General features: G+C 71.5%; 19 protein-coding genes. 6 read left to right on the forward strand and 13 right to left on the reverse strand.

Going from position 1 to position 23,593, the window contains the following annotated elements; all coding sequences use genetic code 11:
- Positions 1-244: 244 nt before the first annotated feature.
- The 5 genes from urtE to urtA are packed head-to-tail and all read right to left on the reverse strand — an operon-like array spanning position 245 to position 5,100.
- Positions 245-940: an urea ABC transporter ATP-binding subunit UrtE gene (gene urtE, locus C6361_RS23410; protein WP_107271134.1), complete on the reverse strand. Its 696-nt coding sequence runs from the start codon at positions 938-940 to the stop codon at positions 245-247.
- A complete protein-coding gene (urtD, locus tag C6361_RS23415; protein WP_107269020.1) occupies positions 940-1,707 on the reverse strand; it encodes an urea ABC transporter ATP-binding protein UrtD in 768 nt (255 codons plus the stop codon). The genes urtE and urtD overlap by 1 nt, the downstream gene beginning before the upstream one ends.
- On the reverse strand, positions 1,704-2,942 hold the full coding sequence (gene urtC / locus C6361_RS23420) for an urea ABC transporter permease subunit UrtC (RefSeq protein WP_199853060.1): 1,239 nt from the start codon (positions 2,940-2,942) through the stop codon (positions 1,704-1,706). Before urtC ends, urtD begins: the two co-directional genes overlap by 4 nt.
- Entirely contained in the window at positions 2,939-3,820 is an 882-nt protein-coding gene (gene urtB, locus C6361_RS23425; RefSeq protein ID WP_107262850.1) for an urea ABC transporter permease subunit UrtB, read from the reverse strand. Before urtB ends, urtC begins: the two co-directional genes overlap by 4 nt.
- A 56-nt stretch (positions 3,821-3,876) precedes the next feature.
- Positions 3,877-5,100 (reverse strand): urea ABC transporter substrate-binding protein, encoded by a 1,224-nt coding sequence (urtA, locus tag C6361_RS23430; RefSeq protein ID WP_199853061.1) that lies wholly within the window; start codon positions 5,098-5,100, stop codon positions 3,877-3,879.
- Positions 5,101-5,295: 195 nt separating this feature from the next.
- Between urtA and C6361_RS23435 the strand changes: the two genes are divergently transcribed.
- The 4 genes from C6361_RS23435 (at position 5,296) to C6361_RS23450 (ending at position 10,818) form a co-directional block, all read left to right on the forward strand.
- A complete protein-coding gene (locus C6361_RS23435) occupies positions 5,296-5,889 on the forward strand; it encodes a PadR family transcriptional regulator (protein ID WP_107262851.1) in 594 nt (197 codons plus the stop codon).
- Complete coding sequence (locus tag C6361_RS23440; RefSeq protein WP_107262852.1) at positions 5,886-6,578, forward strand: ABC transporter ATP-binding protein; 693 nt, start codon at positions 5,886-5,888, stop codon at positions 6,576-6,578. Before C6361_RS23435 ends, C6361_RS23440 begins: the two co-directional genes overlap by 4 nt.
- A complete protein-coding gene (locus C6361_RS23445) occupies positions 6,575-8,917 on the forward strand; it encodes an ABC transporter permease (RefSeq protein WP_107269021.1) in 2,343 nt (780 codons plus the stop codon). The genes C6361_RS23440 and C6361_RS23445 overlap by 4 nt, the downstream gene beginning before the upstream one ends.
- 212 nt (positions 8,918-9,129) lie before the next feature.
- A complete protein-coding gene (locus C6361_RS23450; RefSeq protein ID WP_107269022.1) occupies positions 9,130-10,818 on the forward strand; it encodes a D-glucuronyl C5-epimerase family protein in 1,689 nt (562 codons plus the stop codon).
- 59 nt (positions 10,819-10,877) lie between these two features.
- On the opposite strand, the gene C6361_RS23455 is transcribed toward C6361_RS23450, so the two are convergent.
- The 3 genes from C6361_RS23455 to C6361_RS23465 all read right to left on the reverse strand — a co-directional run bounded on the left by C6361_RS23455 (position 10,878) and on the right by C6361_RS23465 (position 14,033).
- Positions 10,878-11,825: an acyl-ACP desaturase gene (locus C6361_RS23455; RefSeq protein ID WP_107269023.1), complete on the reverse strand. Its 948-nt coding sequence runs from the start codon at positions 11,823-11,825 to the stop codon at positions 10,878-10,880.
- 68 nt (positions 11,826-11,893) lie between these two features.
- A complete protein-coding gene (gene hisS / locus C6361_RS23460; RefSeq protein WP_107269024.1) occupies positions 11,894-13,240 on the reverse strand; it encodes a histidine--tRNA ligase in 1,347 nt (448 codons plus the stop codon).
- 40 nt (positions 13,241-13,280) lie between these two features.
- Entirely contained in the window at positions 13,281-14,033 is a 753-nt protein-coding gene (locus tag C6361_RS23465) for an MBL fold metallo-hydrolase (RefSeq protein ID WP_107262857.1), read from the reverse strand.
- Positions 14,034-14,359: 326 nt separating this feature from the next.
- On the opposite strand from C6361_RS23465, the gene C6361_RS23470 reads away from it, so the two are divergent.
- Complete coding sequence (locus C6361_RS23470) at positions 14,360-15,316, forward strand: peptidylprolyl isomerase (RefSeq protein WP_107269025.1); 957 nt, start codon at positions 14,360-14,362, stop codon at positions 15,314-15,316.
- Between the two features lie 64 nt (positions 15,317-15,380).
- The gene (locus tag C6361_RS23475; RefSeq protein WP_234358965.1) at positions 15,381-16,208 is read left to right on the forward strand and encodes a peptidylprolyl isomerase; all 828 of its coding nucleotides are present in this window, start codon (positions 15,381-15,383) and stop codon (positions 16,206-16,208) included.
- A gap of 116 nt (positions 16,209-16,324) precedes the next feature.
- Here the strand turns inward: C6361_RS23475 and C6361_RS23480 are convergent, their stop codons facing one another.
- From C6361_RS23480 to yajC, 5 genes are all read right to left on the reverse strand, one after another.
- Positions 16,325-18,979 (reverse strand): bifunctional (p)ppGpp synthetase/guanosine-3',5'-bis(diphosphate) 3'-pyrophosphohydrolase, encoded by a 2,655-nt coding sequence (locus tag C6361_RS23480; protein WP_107269026.1) that lies wholly within the window; start codon positions 18,977-18,979, stop codon positions 16,325-16,327.
- Between the two features lie 169 nt (positions 18,980-19,148).
- A complete protein-coding gene (locus C6361_RS23485; RefSeq protein WP_107269027.1) occupies positions 19,149-19,712 on the reverse strand; it encodes an adenine phosphoribosyltransferase in 564 nt (187 codons plus the stop codon).
- A gap of 79 nt (positions 19,713-19,791) precedes the next feature.
- On the reverse strand, positions 19,792-21,018 hold the full coding sequence (gene secF / locus C6361_RS23490; RefSeq protein WP_107269028.1) for a protein translocase subunit SecF: 1,227 nt from the start codon (positions 21,016-21,018) through the stop codon (positions 19,792-19,794).
- Between the two features lies 1 nt (position 21,019).
- Positions 21,020-22,933, reverse strand: coding sequence for a protein translocase subunit SecD (gene secD / locus C6361_RS23495; protein WP_199853062.1), 1,914 nt, complete (start codon positions 22,931-22,933; stop codon positions 21,020-21,022).
- Positions 22,934-23,183: 250 nt separating this feature from the next.
- Positions 23,184-23,477: a preprotein translocase subunit YajC gene (gene yajC / locus C6361_RS23500; RefSeq protein ID WP_304598502.1), complete on the reverse strand. Its 294-nt coding sequence runs from the start codon at positions 23,475-23,477 to the stop codon at positions 23,184-23,186.
- Between the last annotated feature and the right edge of the window lie 116 nt (positions 23,478-23,593).

Below are 23,593 nucleotides of genomic sequence, written 5' to 3' on the forward strand. Positions count from 1 at the left end.
CTCGTGGCGGCTAGGCCGGCGTCAGATCCACGTCAGCGGGATCGGATGGCGAGCCGACCGGAGGGAGGGGCGGAGAAGTGACCGGGCGACGCCAGCGCATCGACGATCATTACCGCATCTTAGTCCGGTCGGCAGGGCGGTCCGGGCCCCGCGAAAGGAGGGGCATGCCCGACACGGGTGGCATGCCGGACACGGGCGGCAGCTCCGGACCGACCGGAGATCCCGCTGCTCCGCCCCGCGCCGGCTAGACCGAGAGCAGCGAGTGCACCGACGGATCCCGCAGGTCGCTCCGGTCACCGGATCGGACCACCTCACCGGCGTCCAGGATCACGAACCGGTCGGCGAGCCGCAGCGCCAGGTCCAGGTACTGCTCGACCAGCAGGATGGCGAGCCCGAGTTCGTTGTGCAGCCGCTGTACCGCCTCCTCGATCTCCAGGATGATCGACGGCTGGATGCCCTCGGTCGGCTCGTCCAGCAGCAGCATCTTCGGCCGGCTGACCAGGGCACGGGCGATGGCGAGTTGCTGCTGCTGCCCGCCGGAGAGGAAGCCGGCCCGGCGCTTCAGCAGCCCCGGCAGCGCCGGGAAGAGGTCGAGGGCCTCGTCCACCGCCCCCCGGCTGACCTGACCGGCCGCCTCCGCCGCCACCTGGAGGTTCTCCCCGACGGTGAGCTGCGGGAAGGTCTCGTGGCCGGGCGGTACGTAGCCGAGTCCCCGGCGTACCCGCTCGTGGGTCTTCAGCCCGGTGATCTCCTCTCCGGCGAAGTGCACCCGGCCGGCCCGGACCGGCAGTACGCCCATGATCGCCTTGAGCAGGGTCGTCTTGCCGACCCCGTTGCGCCCCATCACGCAGACCAGGGAGCCGGCCGGCGCCGCCAGGTCCACCCCGAAGAGCACCTGCGCCCGCCCGTACGCCACGTCCAGGCCCTGCACGGTCAGCATCACGACGCCTCCCTGACCAGCTCGGCGCTCTCCTTGCGGGTCCGGCCGAGATAGACCTCCTGCACCCGGGGATCGGCCTGCACCTGCGCCACCGTCCCCTCGCAGAGCAGCCGGCCCTCGTGCAGCACCGTCACCGTGCTGGCGAACCGGCGCAGGAAGTCCATGTCGTGTTCCACCACGATCACCGTGTGCTCCTTCGCGACCTGCCGGAGCAGCTCGCCGGTCCGGGCCCGCTCGTCCCGGCTCATCCCGGCCACCGGCTCGTCCAGCAGCAGCAGGCTGGGCCGCTGGGCGAGCAGCATGCCGATCTCCAGCCACTGCCGCTGCCCGTGCGAGAGCACCCCGGCCGGGCGGTCGGCCAACTCGGCCAGCCCGGTGGTCTCCAGCGCCGCCGCCACCTGGTCGGCGACGCCCCGGCGACGCCGCAGCAGGGTGCCGAGCGGGCGCCGGAACGTCGCGGCCAGGTCCAGGTTCTCCAGTACGGTCAACTGCTCGAAGACGACCGACGTCTGGAAGGTACGGCCGATGCCGAGCCGGACGATCTGGTGCTCCCGCCGCCCCAGCAGCTCCGTACCGGCGAAGCGGACCGAGCCGGCGGCGGGTCTGGTCAGCCCGGTGATCACGTCGATCAGGGTGGTCTTGCCGGCCCCGTTCGGCCCGATCAGGAAGCGCAGCTCGCCGGCGCCGACCGTGAAGTCGAGATCGGTGATCGCCCGGAAGCCGGAGAAGAGCACGTTCAGCCCGCGTACCCGGAGCAGCTCGGTCATGCCGGCTCCTCCGCCCGGTTGGCGGCCGCCACCGACACCCCGGCCGGGGAGCGCTCGACCGGTGCGACCGGGACGACGGAGTCGACGGGGCCGCGTCCGTTCGCCGCCGGGGTACCCGACGGGACCGGAGCCGCGACGGCCCGGCCCGGGCGGCGGCGCCGGTGCCGGACGGCGGCCCGGAGGTCGGCGGCGAGCCCGGCGAGCCCACGCGGCGCCCAGAGCATCACCACCACGAACATCGCGCCCTGGAGATAGATCCAGTTGTCCGCCGACTCCTCGCTGAAGACGGTCTTGGCGTAGTTGACCAGCAGGGCGCCGCCGACCGCGCCGGCCAGCGAGAACCGGCCGCCGATCGCCACCCCGATCAGCAGCTCGAGCGAGGCGACGATGCCCAGGTTGGCCGGGCTGAGCAGGCCGACCATCGGCACGAAGAGCGCACCGGCGATCCCGGCCATCCCGGCGGAGACGGCGAAGGCGATGGTCTTCACCACGGCCGGCTCGTAGCCGAGGAAGCGCACCCGGTCCTCACCGTCGCGCACGGCGAGGAGCAACTGCCCGAAGCGGCTGCGGCTCAACTGCCAGGCGAGCAGGAACATCCCCCCGAGCACACCCACCACGACCAGGTAGAGGATCCGCTTGTCGCCCGGCTGGTAGAGGTCCAGCCCGTAGAACATCTGGAAGTTGGTCAGCCCGTTCGTGCCGCCGGTCAGCCCCTGCTGGCCGACCAACAGGATCACGAACGCGGCGGCCAGCGCCTGGGAGAGCACGGCGAAGTAGGCGCCCCGGACCCGCTGCCGGAACACCAGCAGGCCGAGCAGCACCGCGACGGTGACCGGCAGCAGCACCACCATGGCGAGCGCGAAGGCCGGGTTGGCGAAGGGCCGCCAGAGCGCCGGCAGGCTCTCCACCCCGCTCCAGACCATGAAGTCCGGCAGCCCGCCGGGACCGGCCTCGCGCAGCTTCAGGTGCATGCCCATGGCGTAGCCGCCGAGGCCGAAGAAGACGCCCTGGCCGAGGGTGAGCATCCCGCCCCGGCCCCAGGCCAGGCCGATCCCGACCGCGACGATGGCGTAGCAGAGGTACTTGCCGAGCAGGTCCAGCCGGAACGGCGAGAGCACCGCCGGGGCGACCAGTACCAGCAGCAGGCCGACCGCGACGAAGAGCGCCGGGCCGGTCAGCCGGCGCCGCAGCGGGCCGCCCCGCCGGTCCTGTGCGGCCGCGACCGTCCCGGTCACGACAGTGCCCGGGTACGCACGACGAACATCCCCTGCGGGCGGAGCTGGAGGAAACCGATGATCACGGCGAACACCACCACCTTGGCGAAGCTGGCCCCGTTGTCGACCCAGAATTCGACGAAGCTGTTCAGGATGCCGAGGGCGAAGGCGGCGATGACCGCGCCCCGGAGTTGTCCGAGGCCGCCGGCGACGACCACCAGGAACGCGTCCACGATGTAATTGGTGCCGAGGGTGGGCCCGACCGGGCCGATCAGGGTGAGCGCCACCCCGGCGACCCCGGCCAGGCCGGAGCCGATGAAGAAGGTGAGCTGGTCGACCCGTTCGGTGGCCACCCCGCTGACCGCGGCGAGCTGCCGGTTCTGCATCACCGCGCGCATCCGCCGGCCGTGCCGCAGCCGGGTCAGGTAGAGCCAGATCGCCAGCACGCAGCCGACCGCGAGCACCATGATGAAGACCCGGTTGTACGGCAGGCGTACGCCGCCGAGGTCGAGACCGCCGGTGAGCCAGCCCGGTGCGCGTACCTGCACGTTCGGCGCGCCGAAGATGTCCCGGGCGACCTGTTGCAGGACCAGGCTGATCCCCCAGGTGAGCAGCAGGGTGTCCAGCGGTCTGCCGTAGAAGTGCCGGATCGCCAGCCGTTCGAGGATCAGCCCGAGCACCCCGGCGACGGCGAACGCCAACGGCAGGGCGACCAGCACCGACTGGGTGCCGACCAGCGGTTGCAGCAGGTACGCCGTGTAGGCGCCGGCCATGATGAACTCGCCGTGGGCCATGTTGATCACGCCCATCTGGCCGAACGTGAAGGTCAGACCGAGGGCGATCAGGAGCAGCACCGCTCCGATGCTCGCCCCGATCACCAGTTGGTTGAGTGTCGCCATGGCGCCGGCGCCTCCGTCCCGGTTTCGCGGCCGTCAGTCGGGGATCTGTCCGGTGTTCAGGAGAGGCCGGCCGCCCACGGGTAGCCCTTCAGGTAGGGGTCGGGCTTGATCGGCTTGCCGGAGTTCCAGACCTCGCGGATCTGGCCGTCCGGCTGGACCAGCCCGATCCGGGCGGTCTTGAAGACGTGCTGGTTCTCGCCGTCGATGGTGACGGTCCCCTCCGGGGTCTCCAGCGAGATCCCGGCCGACGCCTTCTTCACCGCCTCGACGTCGACGCTGCCCGCCTTCTTCACCGCCTCCGCCCAGAGGTGCACGGCGTTGTAGCCGGCCTCCATCGGGTCGGAGGTGACCTTGGCGGCGCCGTACTTGGCCTTGAACGCCTTCACGAAGGTCTCGTTCCGGGCCCCGGCCGTGGTCTGGTAGTAGTTCCAGGCCACCAGGTGGCCGGCGACGTTCTCCGGGCCGATGCCGACGACCTCCTCCTCGGCGACGCTGACCGAGACGGTCGGCATCGCCTCGGCGGTGATGCCGCTGCTGCGCAGCTGCTTGAAGAAGGCGACGTTGCTGTCCCCGTTCAGGGTGTTGAAGACCGCGTCCGGCCTGGCCTGCTGGAGCTTGTTCACCACCGTGCTGTATTCGGTGTGACCGAGCGGGGTGTACTCCTCGCCGAGCACCGTCATCCCGTTCGCCGCCGCGTACGCCTTGATGATCTTGTTCGCGGTACGCGGGAAGACGTAGTCGCTGCCGACCAGGAAGACGGTCTTCTTCCCCTGCTCCCTGAGGTAGTCCAGGCCGGGCACGATCTGCTGGTTGGTGGTCGCCCCGGTGTAGAAGATGTACGGCGAACTCTCCAGCCCCTCGTACTGGACCGGATACCAGAGCAGCGCCCTGTTGCGCTCGAAGACCGGCAGCATCGCCTTGCGACTGGCCGAGGTCCAGCCGCCGAAGACGGTGGCGACCCGGTCGGCGGAGATCAGCTTCTGCGCCTTCTCGGCGAAGGTGGGCCAGTCCGAGGCGCCGTCCTCGACGACCGGTTCGAGCTTCTTCCCGAGCAACCCACCGGCGGCGTTGATCTCCTCGATGGCGAGCAGTTCGGCATCCCGTACGGTCACCTCGCTGATCGCCATGGTGCCGCTCAACGAGTGCAGGATGCCGACCTTGATGGTGCTTCCACTGCCAGCACCCGACGCCGTCGTCGGATCTTCGGCACATCCGCCCGCGGCCAGCAACACCGCCGCCGCGACCAGCATGACCAGCCGGTTCCGCACGCCTCGTGGCATCCGCCTCTCCCCTTTCGCCGCAGGACTGCTGCGTAGTGCCACGAACCGTAGGAATGCTGGATTTCATGAATCTGAGTGCATCGATGTCTGTCGTGTTAACGAACCCTCACAACGCAGTTCGATCACCGGAGTCACGCAGACGGTACGCACCCCGGCTATACATCCGGTGTATACCCGTGGTGTAGAGTCCCCCGCATGTCGATCGGACAGACTTTCCTGGGCCTGCTGGAGGCCAGCCCACGGCACGGCTACGAGCTGAAACGGGTCTACGACGAACGCTTCGGCCAGGGCCGACCGCTGCACTACGGGCAGGTCTACTCGACGCTGGCCCGGCTGCTGAAAAGCGGTCTGGTCACCGTCGACGGCGTGGAGCCCGGCGCCGGCCCGGAGCGCAAGCGCTACGCCATCACCGCCGCCGGGGTCACCGACGTGCAGCACTGGCTGGCCCGGCCGGAGAAGCCCGACACCTACCTGCAGAACACCCTCTACGCCAAGGTCGTGCTCGGGCTGCTCACCGGCCGCGACGCCGCCGACATCCTGGACGTGCAGCGCGCCGAGCACCTGCGGCTGATGCGTACCCTCACCAGGCGCAAGGCCGACGGCGACCTCGCCGACCAGCTCATCTGCGACTTCGCGCTCTTCCACCTGGAGGCCGACCTGCGGTGGCTGGAGCTGACCGCCGCCCGCCTCGACCAGCTCGCCGCCACCCTCTCCGCCGACCCACCCGCCGCACGCTCCGGTTCGGCACAGCGGGACGGCGACCCGACCGGATCCGAGGTGTCGGCATGACCGCCGAGGAACAGCCGCTGCTGGCCGCGGTCGCGCTGCACAAGGCGTACGGGACGACCCCGGCGCTGGACGGGGCGAGCCTGGCGATCCGGGCCGGCGAGGTGGTGGCCGTGATGGGTCCCTCCGGCTCCGGCAAGTCGACCCTGCTGCACTGCCTGGCCGGGATCGTCCGGCCGGACGCCGGTGCGGTGCGCTACCGCGACCGGGAACTCTCCGCCATGTCCGACGCCGAACGCAGCGCACTGCGCCGCAGCGAGTTCGGCTTCGTGTTCCAGTTCGGCCAACTGGTGCCCGAACTGAGCTGCCTGGAGAACGTCGCGTTGCCGCTGCGGCTGGCCGGGGTACGCCGCCGCGAGGCCGAGCGCCGGGCGGCGCAGTGGCTGGACCGGCTGGAGGTCACCGACGTGGCCGGACAGCGTCCCGGCGAGGTCTCCGGCGGGCAGGGGCAGCGGGTCGCGGTGGCCCGGGCCCTGGTCAGCGCGCCCCGGGTCGTCTTCGCCGACGAGCCGACCGGTGCGTTGGACTCGCTCAACGGCGAGCAGGTGATGCGGCTGCTCACCGGGGCGGCCCGGGAGGCCGCAGCCGCCGTCGTGCTGGTCACGCACGAGCCACGGGTCGCCGCGTACGCCGACCGGGAGGTCGTGGTGCGCGACGGTCGTACCCGCGAAACCGTGCTGGCGGACCGATGAGCCGGCACCGCAGCACCGGGTGGGCGGCGGACCTCGCCCTCGGCGCCCGGCTGGTCTTCGCCGGTGGCCGCAACGGGCTGCTGCGCACCCTGATGACCGCCGTCGGGGTGGGCCTCGGGGTGGCCCTGCTGCTGACCAGCACCTCCGTCTCCACCATGCTCGACGGGCGGTCGGAGCGGAACGCCGCCCGCGACGACCAGTTCTTCGGCTCCGCGCAGCCACCGCCCGGCGACCGGACCCTGCTCGTCACGGCGGCCGACACCGTCTACCGCAACGAGGTGATCCGGGGCCGCCTGCTCCAGCCCGACGGCGCGCATCCGCCGGTGCCACCCGGGCTGACCCGGCTCCCGGGCCCCGGTGAGCTGGTCGTCTCTCCCGCGCTGGCCCGGCTCCTCGACTCGCCGGACGGGGCGCTGCTCCGGCCCCGGCTGGACCATCCCGTCGTCGGTACCATCGCCGACGAGGGCCTCTCCGGGCCCAACGAGTACGCCTACTACCTCGGCACCGACCAGCTCCGGCCGGGCGGCCCAACGATGCGGATCGACCACTTCGGTTCCGAGTCGAGCAGCGAGGGGCTGGACCCCGTGCTGATGCTGCTCGTCCTGATCATCTTCGTGGTGCTGCTGCTGCCGATCGCGGTCTTCATCGCCGCCGCCGTACGCTTCGGCGGCGAGGCCCGGGACCGGCGGCTCGCGGCGCTCCGGCTGGTCGGCGCGGACGCGGTGACGACCCGCCGGGTCGCGGCCGGGGAGGCACTGGTCGGCGCGCTCTTCGGACTCCTGGCCGGTGCGGCCTTCTTCCTGCTCGGCCGGCAACTCGTCGAACAGGTCACCCTGGAGGGGATCAGCGTCTTCGCCGGGGACGTCCGGCCGAGCCCGGCGCTGGCCGTCCTGATCGTCCTGGCGGTGCCCGCCGTCGCCGTCGCGGTCGCCCAGCTCGCGCTGCGCCGGATCGTCGTCGAACCGCTCGGCGTGGTACGCCGCTCCGCGAGTCGCCGACGCCGGCTCTGGTGGCGGTTGACCGTGCCGATCGTCGGCGTCGCGCTGCTCGCCCCGCTGCACGGCGGGATCGACCAGACCGGTGGCCCGGTCAACCAGGTCCAGGTGATCACCGGAGTCGCCCTGCTGCTGGTCGGCGTCGCCGCGCTGCTGCCCTGGCTGGTCGAGTCCGTGGTCGGTCGGCTCCGCGGCGGCACCGTCTCCTGGCAGCTCGCCATCCGCCGGCTGCAACTCGACAGCGAGTCCTCGGCCCGGATGGTCAGCGGCGTCGCGGTCGCGGTGGCCGGCGGGATCGCGCTACAGATGCTCTTCGCCGGGGTCCAGCACGAATACGTCCGGGCCACCGGGCACGACGTCAGCCGGGCCCAGACGATCGTGGTGATCGACGACGGCCTGGCCGGGGCCCACCCCGGCTCGCTGGCCGAGCGGTTCCGGACCATCCCCGGGGTCGACGCGGCGGTCGGCGTCCTCGACACCACCGTGTCGCCGGTCGGCTGGACCCCCGACGAGTACGGCGAGCGACCGGCGACCCTGCTGCGGATCGCGGACTGCGCGGCGCTGCGCGAACTCGCCGTACCGGATCGCTGTGTGGACGGCGACGTCTTCCGGATCACCGACGAGCGGCCGTTGGACCGGGCGAACATCCCGGCACCCGGCCGGGAGTTGGAGATCGGCTTCCGTGACCCGGCGACGACCACCCGGTGGACCGTGCCGGCCGGTCTGCGGACCGTCCCCGGCCGCACCGACCCGGCCGGCAACCAGTTCACCGGCCTGCTCGTCACCCCCGGCGCGCTCGACCCGGGCACGCTGCGCGGGCTCGGCGGCAGGGTCTACCTCAGCATGGACCTGACCCGGCCCGACACCATCGAACTGGTCCGCAACGCGGCGGCCGGATTCGGCCCGGTGACGCAGGTGCAGACGTTGCGGGCCACCGAGGAGGTCACCCGGTTCGCCCAGCTCCGCCGTGGGCTCTACGTCGGGGTGGTGGCCACGCTGCTGCTGCTCGGGGCCAGCCTGCTGGTCGGCATCCTGGAGCAGTTGCGGGAACGCCGCCGCGCGCTGGCCGTACTGGTGGCGTTCGGCACCCGGCGCGGCACCCTGAGCACCTCGGTGCTCTGGCAGACCGCCGTACCGGTGCTGCTCGGGCTCGTCCTGGCGATCGGGTTGGGTACGGCGCTCGGCGGCATCCTGCTGGTCCTGGTCGGCCAGCCCGTACGCCTCGACTGGCCCAGCATCGCCAGCATGTCCGGGATCGCCGGGGCCGTCGTCCTGCTGGTGACCGCGCTCAGCCTGCCCGCGCTGTGGCGGCTGCTCCGCCCGACCGGACTGCGCACGGAATGATGCTCCGCCCGGCCGGACGGCGCACGGAGTGAGCCGTCGTCCCCGGCCCTCCGGTGGACCGATCGACAGTCGTCGCGATCGCCCACCGGTGGGGCCGGGGACGACGCCCGGCGGGCGGTCCACAGCGGAGACCGCGTTTTCGGCCCGGCCGCTCTTGCCCCGGTCTGCTAGACAGGTGACCCAGTCCGGCGCGCATTTCGAGCGGAGTGGATATGGGCAGTCGAATTCCAGCAGCAGAGAGCCCCCGATTCGGGCGGTGGTCACGACGAGGCGTCCTCGGCGCCGGGCTGGCGGTCGGTGGCGCCGTCCTGCTCGGCGATCCGGCCCGGGCCCGGCCGGTCGGGGTGCCGGGCGGGCAGCCGCCGGCGCCCGGCAAGGAACGACTCCGGCCGGGGGCGGCGTTCCTCGGTTCGCCCGGCCCGCTCATCGACCCGGCGCGGGAGATCTCGCCGCCGCTGAATCCGGAGGCCCTCTGGGACGTGCCCCGGCTCTCCGCCGAGGACGCCCGCCGGCTCGCCCCCTCCGCCGAGTCGACCGCGGGCGTCGCGTCGCTCTCCTCGTCGAGTTCCGTGCCCGGAGTCCCGTTCGACTTCCAATACCACCCGTTCGAGATCCGGGACCTCCCCGACGAGATCCGGCCGTACTACCTGCGGCTCGCGGTGCCGCTGGAGGACACCGAGCCGCACGACTCGACCGGGGTCCGGATGTCCATCCGCAACGGACGGATGTACGACCACCCGGTGGCCCAGGCGCAGTACGGGCTGGCGCTGATCGAGGCGCACCGGATCACCGGCAACGCCGAATACCTGGAACGGGCGAAGAAGCAGGCCCAGCGCCTGGTCGACCGGCGGGTGGAGCACGGCGGCGGATGGTTCTTCCCGTACCCGTTCGAGTTCGTCCTGCACGGCACCAACGAGCTCTACGACCCACCGTGGTATTCGATGATGGCCCAGGGGCAGGCGGTCAGCCTCTTCTGCCGGCTCTACAAGCTGACCGGGGCCGGCATCTGGCTGGCCGCCCTCAACGGCACCTTCGCCTCCTACCTGGTCACCCCGGTCGCCGGCCGCCCCTGGGGCGTCTACGTGGTGGACGGCCGCCTCTGGCTGGAGGAGTACGCGCACCCGCAGCGGATCTCCGGCGACCTCACCTACAACGGGCACAACTTCTCGCTCTTCGGCCTCTGGGACTTCTTCGTGCTGACCGGGGACGAGCGGGCGAAGGTGCTGTTGCAGGGCGCGCTGACCACCATGCGCGACGTCTACGCCGACATCCGCAACCGGCACTGGCGCAGCAAGTACTGCCTGCGGCACGGCTCGGACGCCAACACCTACCACACCATCCACATGACCCAGCACATCTGCTGCTACGCGATCACCGGCGACACGATCTTCGCGCAGATCGCCGAGCTCTACTACACCGACTTCCCGCCGCACGGCGTCGCCGGCCCGGTCACCTTCCAGCCCGGCCAGCACACCGGCTACCGGTTCGACAGCGCCGGTGCGGTCACCGCGAGCAAGACGATCAGCCTGAGCCGGCGCAGCAGCGCGCCCTCCGCCGACCGGCTGAAGATCCTCCGCCAGGAGGGGATCTGGTACGAGATCACCGCCGGCTCGCTGGCCGGCTACTACCTCGAGGAGCTCCGGCAGCACTCGTACATGACCGGCGAGGCCGCTCCGATGGGCTACCGGATCCTGCGCCCGGCGACGGTGGCGCAGGAACCGCTGACCCTCTACACCATCACCTCGGGCGACTCGATGAGCTCGCTGGTCAGCGACTACCGGTTGAACGATCCGATCAACCTAGACCGGCGGACCGTGGTGAACGGGGTGGCACACGTCCGGCTCGCCGACGGCGACCACGCCGGCTGGTTCGCCGGTTACACCGCCGTCAACCGGATCTGAGCACCCGGCCCGGCCCCGGGGCGGATGCTCCCGGGACCGGGCCGCCCCCTCCCCCGGTGTCAGGCCCGGGCCAGCCGGGCCAGTCGGGCGTCCCGCTTCTCCTCGAAGCGGGCCGCCGCCCGGTCCAGCCCGTCGAGCTGCGCCGCCAACTCTTCGCGGGCAGCCTCGCCGTCGGCGTCCAGGCCGGTGACGTTCCAGACGTCCCACTGCCGGAGTACCGGCATCAGTACGTCGTCGCGGTGCTGGCGCAGGTCGTAGATGCCGGCCAGGGCGATCGCCACCGACTTGCGGGCGAAGCCCTCGATGCCGTTGCCGGGCATCTGGAAGTCGGCCACCACGTCGGCGACCGCCCGCATCGCCTGGCTCGGTGCCAGTTCGAAGGCGGCGCCGAGCAGGTTGCGGTAGAAGACCATGTGCAGGTTCTCGTCGGCGGCGATCCGGGCGAGCAGCTGCTCGCAGCGCGGGTCGCCGGTGACCCGGCCGGTGTTGCGGTGCGAGATCCGGGTGGCGAGTTCCTGGAACGAGACGTACGCCAGCGAGTGCAGTACCTCGTCGTCGTGCGGGTTGTCGTAGCCGGCGGACATGTGCGTCATCCGGGCCCGCTCCAGCGCCACCGGGTCGACCGCCCGGGTCACGGTCAGGTAGTCGCGGATCGCCGTGCCGTGCCGCCCCTCCTCGGCGGTCCACCGGTGCACCCAGGTCCCCCAGGCGCCGTCCCGGCCGAAGAGGGTCGCGATCTGGTGGTGGTACGACGGCAGGTTGTCCTCGGTCAGCAGGTTGACCACCAGCGCGGTCCGGGCCACCTCGGGGACGATGCTGTCCTCGGGCTGCCACGCCTCGCCGTCGAGGATCCCGTCGAAGGTCCGTCCCTCGCCCCACGGCACGTACTCGTGCGGAAACCACTCCTTGGCCGCCCGGAGGTGCCGGTCGAGGTTGCCCGCGACGACCGGCTCCAACTCGATCAGCAGGGCGGTCTGGCCGAGCGGTGCGGTGGGGGTGACGGTCACGGGCTCTCCCTACGCTGGCGTAAGTTACGTTAGCGTAGGTTACGGCCGTCACCCCCGGTGATGCAAGATCAGCCCACCGTCGGCCAGAGGTCCGCGGCCGGTGGCGACCAGGCATCCGGCGCCGCCGCCACCTGCTCGCCGGAGCGGATGTCCTTCACCTCGTCGCCGATCCCGTCCGCCCCGGGGAACCAGACGTACGGGATGCCGCGCCGCTCCGCGTACCGGATCTGCTTGCCGAACTTCGCCGCCGACGGCGACACCTCGGTCGGGATGCCCCGGCGGCGCAGCGCCTCGGCGATCCGGTTGCTCTCCGGCCGGCGCTCCTCGGCGGCCAGCGCCACCAGCACACAGGTCGGCACGCTGCGGGAGATCGTCAGCGCCTCCGCGCCGAAGAGCAGCCCGAGCAGCCGGGTGACCCCGATCGAGATGCCCACCCCCGGGAACCGGGCGTTGCCGTCGCTGGCCAGGTTGTCGTACCGGCCGCCGGAGCTGACCGAGCCGAACCGCTCGTACCCGCGCAGCTGGGTCTCGTAGACCGTACCCGTGTAGTAGTCCAGGCCCCGGGCGATGCGCAGGTCGGCGACGCAGAGCCCGGGGGCGTGCGCCACCGCGTTCTCCATCACCGCGACCAGTTCGGTCAGCCCCTCGTCCAGCAGCGGATCGGTCACCCCGAGCCCGCGCACCGCGTCGGCGAAGGACGGATCCGGGCTGGCGATCTCGGTCAGCGCCAGGCACGCCTTGGCCTGCGCCTCGGTCGCCCCGGCGGTCTCGGCCAGCAGCGCCGCCACCCGGTCCGGCCCGACCCGGTCCAGCCGGTCCACCGCACGCAGCGCCGCCAGCGGATCGGCCAGCCCGAGCCCCCGGTAGAAGCCTTCGAGGATCTTGCGGTTGTTGACCTGGACGGTGATCGGCAGCCGTCCGTCGGTGCCACGGATCGGCAGGCCGCCGAGCGCGTCGCCGAGCACCAGCGGGATCTCGGCCTCGTGGTGCGGCGGCAGGGTGTCCCGGTCCACGATGTCGATGTCGGCCTGGAGGAACTCGCGGTAGCGCCCCTCCTGCGGGCGTTCGCCCCGCCAGACCTTCTGGATCTGGTAGCGCCGGAACGGGAACTGGAGCTTGCCGGCGTTCTCCAGCACGTACCGGGCGAACGGCACCGTCAGGTCGAAGTGCAGCCCCAGGGTGCCCTCGCCGGTGCTGGCCGGCCCCTCCTCCTGGAGGCGACTGATCAGGTAGACCTCCTTGGAGGTCTCGCCCTTGCGCAGGAGCTGCTCCAGCGGCTCGACGGCGCGGGTCTCCAGCGGCGCGAAGCCGTACAGCTCGAAGGTGCGGCGGATCCGGTCGAGCACGTACTGCTCGATCATCCGCTGCGGCGGCGCCCACTCGGGGAAGCCGGAGATGGGTGTTGGCTTGCTCATGACGCTCCTGTCGGATCTCGCGCAGCCGCGCGAGCGGGGATTACCAGCCTCGGGTGGACGCGACCCGCGGCCCGTCCGGGCCGGCGACCTCGATCAGGTACGGGTTGCTGGCCCGCTCGCGGCCGATGCTGGTCGCGGGGCCGTGGCCGGGCAGCACGACGGTGTCGTCGGCGAGCGGGAGGATCTTCTCCCGCAGGCTGCGTACCATCGTCGACGAGCTGCCGCCCGGCAGGTCGGTGCGGCCGATCGACCCGGCGAAGAGCACGTCGCCCGCCAGGCAGATCTGCTCCGCCGCCCAGTCCACACCCGGTGGAAGGGGCAGGTCGGACCGGACCGCCGAGCCCGTGCCCGGCAGCCGGAACAGCACCGACCCGCCGGTATGGCCCGGGGCGTGGTCGACGGTGATCTCCAACCCGGCCAGCGCCAGGGTCGCCCCGTCGGTCAGCTCGGCCACGTCCTCCGGCTCGGTGTACGGCAGCCGCCCGCCGAAGAGCCGGGTCAGGTCCGCCGAGAGCCCCTTGGCCGGGTCGGCGAGCAGCTCGCGGTCGCCCGGATGCACGTACGCCGGAATGCCCCGGGCGCCGCAGACCGGCGCGACCGAGAAGGTGTGGTCGAGATGGCCGTGGGTCAGCAGCACGGCGGCCGGCCGCAGCCGATGCTCGGCCAGCAGGTCGTCGAGCCGGTCCAGCACCCCGATGCCGGGGTCGACGACGACACACTGTTCCCCGGGCGCGGTGGCCACCACGTAGCAGTTGGTGCCGAACGCGTCCGCGGGGAAGCCGGCGACGAGCACGTCCGCTCCTCCCATCCGACGGTCTCAGGGGCGGTACGGCCCCTGGGTCTCGGTAGCGATTCGACCCCACCATATCGGGCGGCCATCGGGACCGACCGCCCATATACACCTGCCCCGGGAGGCATCAGGGGACACAGTGATAATCTCCGATGGTTTCGGAGTGACCTCGTACAACACTTTCCCAGCGGTTACCCGTACACTCTGGCGGGCGTGTGGCGTGGCGCACTTGACGCCGGGGCGGCGGATCGTGCCGTTGGCCAGGACGACCGTCGGCGCGGCAACCAGAGGCAAGACGACGACCAGGGCACATGGAAAGGGGAGCTCGGGTGGCTTCCAGCAGGGACCGGCAGCGCAAACTCGCGCGGGCGAAGCTCGACCGGCAGATGGCCCGGCGGGCGGCCACTGCCCGGCGCAAGCGACAGATCCGCGCCGGGATCGGCTCCGCCCTCGCGCTGCTGCTGATCGTGCTGGGCTCGTTCTGGGCGCTCGGCGGTTTCGACCGCGAGCCGGCCGACGACACCGCCGCCGCCGAGACCTGCGCCTGGAGCAGCCAGGACGCCCAGGCGAACACGAACCTCAAGGACGTCGGCACCCCGCCCACCCGGGACCTCCCCACCACCGGCACCCGGCCGATGACGATCACCACGAACCAGGGCGCCCCGGTCACCGTCGAGCTGGACCTGGCCACCGCGCCCTGCGCGGCGGCCAGCTTCACCCACCTGGCCGGCAAGTCGTTCTTCGACAACACCAAGTGCCACGAGCTGACCAGCGAGGGGGCGCTGCGCTGCGGCGACCCGAGCGGCACCGGCCAGGGCGGCCCGACCTACACCTTCCTGAGCGAGAACACCCCGGAGGCCCCGGCGGCGAGCCCGTCCGCCGACCCGTCGGCCAGCGCCAGCCCGGCGGCGAGCCCGTCCGCCAGCCCGGCGGCGACCACTCCGGCCGCACCGCTCTACCCGGTCGGCACCGTCGCCATGATCGGAAACGCGCCCGGCGCCAACGGCAGCCAGTTCCTGATCTTCTTCAAGGACTTCAGCCCGACCCAGCCCAGCTATCCGATCGTCGGCCGGGTGACCAGCGGACTCGACGTGATCAAAAAGATCGGCGCCATGGAAACCGTGGACAATGGTTCTGGCGTCAAAATCAAGCCGAAGACCGACGTGGTGATCCAGAGCCTCACCGTTGGTGAGCCGGCGTCGGCCGACCCGACGGCCGTGCCGTCGGCGGCGACCCCGACGCCGCCGGTGCCGTCGGCCAGCCCGACGGTTGCCGGACAGTCCTGAGAACCGCAGAGACCAGCACAGCCGCGGACCCGGCCGCGCTGCACATAGTCCAGGAGGAGCCACCGTGACGTCCACCAGAGAGCGGCAGCGCGCCGCGGCGCGGGCCAAGCTGGAACGGGAGATGGCCGAGCGCGCCGCTGCCGCCCGCAAGCGCCGGCAAGTGCAGGCCAGCATCGGCGCCGGGGTGGCGTTGCTGCTGGTGGTCGCGGGCACGGTGTGGCTGGTGATGAGCGTCGGTGACGACAAGGACGGCTCGACCCAGGCGGGCACGGCCACCTGCGCCTGGACCGACATCCCGGCCGACCAGCGCAACGCGGCGACCAAGGACGTCGGGCTGCCGCCGACCTCGGTGAAGAACACCGGCAGTCAGGTGATGACGATCGACACCAACCTCGGGCCGATCACCGCCAAGCTCAACCTCGCCGACGTGCCCTGCACCGCCGCCAGCTTCACGCACCTGGCCGAGAAGAAGTTCTTCGACAACACCAAGTGCCACCGGCTGGTCACCCAGGGCCTCCAGGTCCTCCAGTGCGGCGACCCGAGCGTCACCGGTGACAAGTGGAAGGAAACCGACGGCACGGGCGGCCCGGCGTACCGGTTCGCCGAGGAGAACCTGCCGACGGACAAGCGGCCGCCGTACCCGGCCGGGGTGATCGCGATGGCGAACTCGGGGCAGCCGGGCAGCACCGGCAGCCAGTTCTTCATCGTGTACGGCGACTCGCAGCTCCCCTCCCAGTACACCGTGCTCGGCACCGTCACCAGCGGCCTGGACCTGGTCGCCCAGGTCGGCGCGGCCGGCGACGACGGCGCCTTCGCGCAGCAGGCCGGTGGCGGCCACCCGAAGAAGGAAGTTCTGATCAAGTCGCTGACCATGGCTTCCCCGGTCGGCTGAGACTTCCGACCGCGGTCGACAACGGCGCCGCGCCACCCCGTCGGGGGTGGCGCGGCGCCGTTTCTGTCATCCGTGCCGGGTGCCGCCCCTATTGAGGAGCCGGCCCCGGGCGGCCCTCAGGCGCCCGAGGTGACTCGGTAGGCGTCGAAGACGCCGTCCACCTTGCGTACGGCGGCCAGCAGGTGCCCCAGGTGCTTCGGGTCGGCCATCTCGAAGCTGAACCGGCTCACCGCCACCCGGTCCCGGGTGGTGGTGACGGTCGCCGAGAGGATGTTGACCCGCTCGTCGGAGAGCACCCGGGTCACGTCCGCGAGCAGCTTGTGCCGGTCCAGCGCCTCGACCTGGATCGCGACCAGGAACGTCGAGGCCGAGGTGAGCCGCCAGCTCACCTCGACGATGCGCTCGGTCTGCACCTTGAGTTCCTCGGCGTTCGCGCAGTCGTCCCGGTGCACGCTCACCCCGCCGGAGCGGGTCACGAACCCGAAGACGGTGTCCGGCGGCACCGGCGTGCAGCAGCGGGCCAGCTTGATCCAGACGTCGCTGACCCCCCGGACCACCACGCCCGGGTCGTTGCTGTTGCCCCGGCGCTGCGGCCGGGTCGCTACGGCGGTCTCGGCGAGGTCCTCGGCGGCCCCCTCCTCGCCGCCGTAGCCGGCCATCAGCTTCTGCACCACCGACTGGGCGGAGACCTGGCTGTCGCCGACCGCGGCGTAGAGCGAGGCGACGTCGGCCAGGTGCAGGTCCCGGGCAATGGTCATCAGGTTGTCCGTGGTCAGCATCCGCTGCAACGGCATGCCCTGCTTGCGCATCGCCTTGACGATCGCGTCCTTGCCGGCCTCGATCGCCTCCTCGCGGCGCTCCTTGTTGAAGTATTGTCGGATCTTCGTCCGCGCCCGGGGGCTCTTGACGAAGCCCAGCCAGTCCTGGGTCGGACCGGCGGTGTCGGACTTCGAGGTGAAGATCTCGATCACGTCGCCGTTGGAGAGCGTCGACTCCAACGGCACCAGCTTGCCGTTCACCCGCGCGCCGATGCACTTGTGCCCCACCTCGGTGTGCACCGCGTAGGCGAAGTCGACCGGGGTCGAGGCGGTCGGCAGCGGGATCACGTCGCCCTTGGGCGTGAAGACGTAGACCTCCTGGCTGGAGAGGTCGAAGCGGAGCGCGTCGAGGAACTCGCTCGGGTCGGCCGCCTCGCGCTGCCAGTCCAGCAGCTGCCGCAGCCACGTCATCTCGTCGATGTGGGCCGGCGGGCCGACGACCGTCTCGCCCTTCTTCTCCTTGTACTTCCAGTGCGCGGCGATGCCGAACTCGGCCGTACGGTGCATCGCGTACGTGCGGATCTGCATCTCGACCGGCTTGCCGCTCGGCCCGATCACCGTGGTGTGCAGCGACTGGTACATGTTGAACTTCGGCATCGCGATGTAGTCCTTGAACCGGCCCGGCACGGGCTGCCAGTTCGCGTGGATCACACCGAGGGCCGCGTAGCAGTCCCGCACCGTGTCGACCAGGATGCGCACGCCGACCAGGTCGTAGATGTCGTTGAAGTCCCGACCCCGGACGATCATCTTCTGGTAGATCGAGTAGAGGTGCTTGGGTCGACCGGTGGTCTCCGCCTTGATCTTGGCGGACCTCAGGTCGACCTGCACCTTCTGGGTCACCTGCCGCAGCAGCGCCTCACGCTGCGGCTGGTGCTCCCCGATCAGCCGGTTGATCTCCTCGTAGCGCTTCGGGAAGAGGTTGGCGAAGGCCAGGTCCTCCAGCTCCCACTTGATGGTGTTCATACCGAGCCGGTGCGCCAGCGGAGCCAGGATCTCCAGCGTCTCCTTGGCCTTCTGCTCCCGCTTGGCAGGCGGCAGGAAGGTCAGGGTACGCATGTTGTGCAGCCGGTCGGCCAGCTTGATGACCAGCACCCGGGGGTCCTTGGCCATCGCCACGACCATCTTGCGGATCGTCTCCGCCTTGGCCGCGTCGCCCAGCTTGACCTTGTCCAGCTTGGTGACGCCGTCGACCAGCAGCGCGACCTCGGCGCCGAAGTCGGCGCGCATCTGGTCGAGCCCGTAGTCGGTGTCCTCGATGGTGTCGTGCAGCAGCGCGGCGACCAGGGTGGTGGTGTCCATCCCGAGGTTGGCCAGGATGGTGGCTACCGCCAGCGGGTGGGTGATGTAGGGGTCGCCGGACTTGCGGTACTGCCCGGAGTGCCACCGGGCGGCCATGTCGAAGGCGCGTTGCAGCAACCGCGCGTCCGCCTTGGGGTGCGCGGCGCGGTGCGTCGCGATCAGCGGCTCCAACACCTCGCTCACCTGCGGGGTCTGCCAGGGCGCGTTGAACCGGGCCAGCCGGGCCCGGACCCGGCGCCCGGTGGGCGCGTTGGCCAGGGCGAAGCTCGTCGCGGGCGGCGGTGCGACCCCGGCGGCCATTCCGGCGAACTCGGCGGCCGCGCCGGCCCCCACGGTGGCGCCGACACCGGCCGGCACCGCCCCGCCGTCGACGACGGGACCGACCGGCGACCCGGCGACCGGTGCACCGGCCCCGGCCTGGCTGCCGGCGGCCGGCTGGACCGCGCCGAGCGGTCGGTTCGGCGTGGCCGCCCGTCCGGAGTCAGGCTGGGCCTGCTCGGCGGCGACCACCGGCTCCACCGGCCCACCGGCTCGGACGGACCCGTTGACCTGGGGCTGGCCACCACCGGCGCCGGTCGTGCCGTCGGCAGGGGTATCAGCTTCGTTGGTGGGATGCACCATGCCCTCCGCCGGAGGGGCGACATCGGAAGACACCGGCCTCCTCAACACTTCGCCGGGAATGACCCGACCGTAGCCGGTCGAGCCGGTCCTACGCCAGTCGCGGGCATGTCACCCGGGCCGGCCACGAAGGGCAATCGTACCCGCACCGGCGACCTGGTGACCGTCCTCCGGCGTACGGGCCGGTCGTGGCGGTCAAGCGGGACTAAACAGTCAACAGGGCATGAACCGGACGAGGCGCCAGCCGGTCACGGCCGTTCAGGAAGCTCAGTTCCAGCAGCACGCTGAACCCGGCCACCGTGCCACCGGCCCGCTCCACGAGATCCAGGGTGGCCCGCGCCGTCCCGCCGGTGGCGAGTACGTCGTCGACCACCAGCACCCGGTGTCCGGCCGTGAACGCGTCCTGGTGCACCTCCAGGGTGGCCTCGCCGTACTCCAGGGCGTACGAGGCGGCGTACGCGGCCCGGGGCAGCTTGCCGGCCTTGCGTACCGGCACCACCCCGACCCCGGTGGCGTACGCGATCGCGGCGGCCACCACGAAGCCGCGCGCCTCGATCCCGACCACCACGTCGAACGAGTCCCGGCCGTGGTGGTCGACGATGTCGTCGATCACCTCCCGGAACGCGGCGCCGTCGGCGAACAACGGCATCAGGTCCTTGAACACGACGCCCGGCTTCGGGAAGTCGGGCACGTCCAGTACCCGGCTGGCCACCAGCTGGGCCGTCACCGGGCCGCTGTCGCCGCGTACCTCGGTCGGGGTCTCCGTCACACTGCGTCCTCTCCGGGCAAAGGCGCCCGACCCGCCGCCTGGGCGGCGCGTCGGGCGCCTTTCGATCCGTTCGTCCGGCTCAGCGCCGCTTGCCACCGGGCCGGTTGCCACCGGAGCGGCCGCCCCGGGCGCCACCGGACCGCTTGCCCGACGGCCGGGAGCCGACCTTCGGCGCGGCCCCGGCCAGCGCGGTCGCCTCGGTGGCCGGCGCCGGAGCCTCCTCGCCCGCCGGCTGGTCGGCCGGCGCCTCGGCGGCGGTCGACCGGGCCTGGCCGGGCTGCCGGTTGGGGCGACGCACGGCGGAGGCGTCCCGGCCGCCGCCGGCCCGGCGGGTCAGCACCCGCTGGGTGTGCTGCCGGATCCGCGGCTCGCGGTTCTTCAGCGCCACCAGCAGCGGCGTCGAGAAGAAGATCGACGAGAAGAACGCGGCGCCCATACCGACGAAGAGCACCAGGCCGAGGTCCTTCAGCGTGCCGGCGCCGAGCAGCCCGGCGCCGATGAAGAGCAGACCACCGACCGGCAGCAGGGCGACCACCGAGGTGTTGATCGACCGCATCAGCGTCTGGTTCAGGGCCAGGTTGGCCGCCTCGGCGTACGTCTGGCTGCTGCCCCCGGTGATGCCCCGGGTGTTCTCTTGGATCTTGTCGAAGACCACCACGCTGTCGTACAGGGCGAAGCCGAGGATGGTGAGGAAGCCGACGACGGTCGACGGGGTCACCTCGAAGCCGACCGCCGAGTAGACGCCGGCGGTGAGCAGCAGGTCCAGCAGGAGGCCGGCGACGGCGGCGATCGCCATCCGCAACTCGAACCGGAGCACCAGGTAGCCGGTGACCAGCACCACGAAGATCACCAGACCGAGCAGTGCCCGCTGGGTGATCTGGGCACCCCAGGCCGCGCTGACCCGGTTGTCGCTGATCTCGTCGACCGCGATGCCCAGATCGGCGGCGACCGCCGTGCGGACCTCGGTGGCCTGCTGCTGCTCCAGCGGCGAGGTCCGGAACAGATAGGTGGCGTCGCCGACCCGCTGGCTGGAGACCACCTCGGCCGGCCCCTCCGGGGTCGACTCCTCGGCGAGCGCCGAGTCCAGCGCCTCCTCGGCCCGCTGCATCGTGCCGACGCTGGTCGGCACCTGGAACTCGTTGCCGCCCCGGAACTCGATGCCGAGGTGGAAACCCTGGATCAGGAAGCTGAGGATGGTCAGCAGCACCAACCCACCGGCGATGCCGAACCACAGCTTGCGGCGGGGGACGATGTCGAGACCGGCCTCGCCGCGGTACAAGCGGCTGGCGAGCCCACTCCTGCTCATCTCAGGCCTCCTTCACGCGGGTCTTGCCGGTCGTCGGCGCCTCGTCGTCGTCCTGAGTGTGCAACGCCCGACCGAGACCGCTGACCCGTGGCGACAGGAACGCCGGGGTACGCGCGAACATCGTCATGATCGGATGCCGGAACAGGAAGACGACCACCAGGTCGAGGATGGTGGCCAGACCCAGCGCGAAGGCGAAGCCCTGCACCGTGCCGACCGAGACGAGGTAGAGCACCACGGCGGCCATGATCGAGATCGCGTTCGCCGAGATGATCGTCCGGCGGGCCCGGGCCCAGGCGCGGGGCACCGCGCTGCGCGGGCTGCGCCCCTCCCGGATCTCGTCTTTCAGACGTTCGAAGTAGATGACGAAGGAGTCGGCGGCGACACCCAACGAGACGATGAAGCCGGCGATTCCGGCCAGGGTCAGGGTGAAGCCGATCTGCCGGCCGAGTACCACCAGCGCGCCGAAGACCAGGATCGCGGAGAGGACCAGGCTGAGGAAGATCACCGAGCCGAGCAGCCGGTAGTAGAAGAAGGCGTAGATGATCACCAGGAGCATCCCGATGCCGGCGGCGAGCAGGCCGGCCCGCAGGTGCTCGGTGCCGAGCGTGGCGGTGATGTTCTGCGCCTCCTGCGGCTGGAAGGTCAGCGGCAGGGCGCCGTAGCGGAGCTGGCTGGCCAGCTCGCTGGCGGTGGCGTTGGTGAAGCTGCCGGTGATCTGCGAGTCACCGGTCAGTACGCCCTGGATCTCCGGGGAGGAGATGATCTGGTTGTCGAGTACCACCGCCACCCGGCACCGGCCCTCGTCGCCCAGGGCCGCCTGGTCGCACTGGCTGTCGGTGTTGTTGTACGCCTCGCGGGTCAGGTTGGTCCACTTGCTCTGACCGCTGCCGGTGAAGTCCAGGCTGACCACCCACTGGCTGGTGGTCTGGTCGAGCACCCCGTCGGCGTCCTCGACGTCGGTCCCCTCCACCTTGGCGACGTCCAGCAGGTTCTTCTGCTGGCCGCTCTCGCAGGCGACCACCTGCTGGTCCGACTCCTTGATCGAGCCGGGCGGCCGCTGGTCGAGCTTCTCGCAGGTGATGGTCGGTACGTTGAACTGGATGTTGGCGGGCAGGACCCGGATCTCCTGCGGGGTCAGCTCGGCGAAGGGCTTGAGCTTCTCGGCGAGGGCCGGGTCCGCGCTGAAGTCCGCCGGCGCCTGGAGCGCGGTGGCGGCGGCCCAGGCCTCGGCGCCGACCTTCTGCTCCACCGCCGCGCGCTGGGCCTCCAGGGTCTGGTCGCCCGGAGCCGCCGGGGCGGCGCTGGCCGAGGCGCTCGGTGCCGGCGAGGCGCTGCCGCTCGGGGTCGGCGTCGGGGCCGGAGCACCACCGCCCTGACCGCCGCCGGCACCCGGCGACGAGGTCACGTCCGGAGCCGGGCTGCCGGACGGGCTGGCGCTGCCGGACGGGGCCGGGCTGCCGGAGGGCGCCGGGCTGGCCGAGGCACCGGGCGACGGCGCGGCGTTGACCGGCCCGCCACCGTCGACGGTCTTGAGCACCTTGCGGAACCGCAGCTCGGCCGGGGTGCCGACGTCGTCGAGGTCGGCGTTCTGCCCGGGTACCGAGATCACGATGTTGCGGTTGCCCTCGGTGACCACCTCGGCCTCGGCGACACCTCGGCCGTCCACCCGGGCCTGGATGATCTGCCGGGCCTCCTCGAGGGAGCTGGCGGGGGGCGCCTGGCCGGCCTCGGTGGCCGCCTCCAGGGTCATCCGGGTGCCGCCGATGAGATCCAGGCCGAGCTTCGGCTCAAGCCGCTCCGTCCAGCTTCCCTTGGCCCCGGCGGCGAAGAACACCAGAAGGTAGAGGACGGTGAAGATCAACCCGAGGACGGCCAGCTGCCGCCCGGGTCGCATCTGTCCCTGAGGTGGTGCCACGGCTTTCCTGTCTCCCTGCGCGGTTCGGCCGCTAGTGGTGGGCGGCGGGTCGGACGCCGGTGGAGTCCGGCGACATACGTACCGCACCGGTGGGGGTCCCACCGGCCCGTCGATCTATTATCTTCGATGCCGAACCCGTCCCGTCGGCCGGGTGGGTCATCGAGCGTTTCTCAACCCGGAGAGCGCGGAGCGCACGCCCCGACCTCCACCCACGGCGACCACGGACCGCGAGGGAGGTTGAGCAGGGGGCTCACTCCTTCGCGTCGACCTCTTCGGGTACCGACTCGACCCGCTCCACCTTCTTGACGACCCGGGCGATCGCCGGCCGCGCGTACCGCGTCTGCACGCCGGGCGCCACCTCGAGCATCACGGTCTCGTCGTCCATACCGGTGACGGTGCCGTAGAGCCCGCCGATCGTGACCACCTCGTCGCCGGGGCCGATCGAGGACTGCATCTGCTCGGCCTCGCGACGCCGCTTCTGCTGCGGCCGGATCATCATGAAGTACATGACGACGAAAAGCAGGACAATCATGAGGAGCGGCATGAAACTCCCGGCTCCGCCGCCGCTCTGTGCTGCCAAAGGCACTGTTACGACCTTCCCATCGGCCTCGTCACGGCACGGGTATGCCGGAGCGGAGGCAGGAACTCACGTCCTGTACA

It is taken from the genome of Plantactinospora sp. BC1, assembly GCF_003030345.1.
Taxonomy (GTDB): Bacteria; Actinomycetota; Actinomycetes; order Mycobacteriales; family Micromonosporaceae; genus Plantactinospora.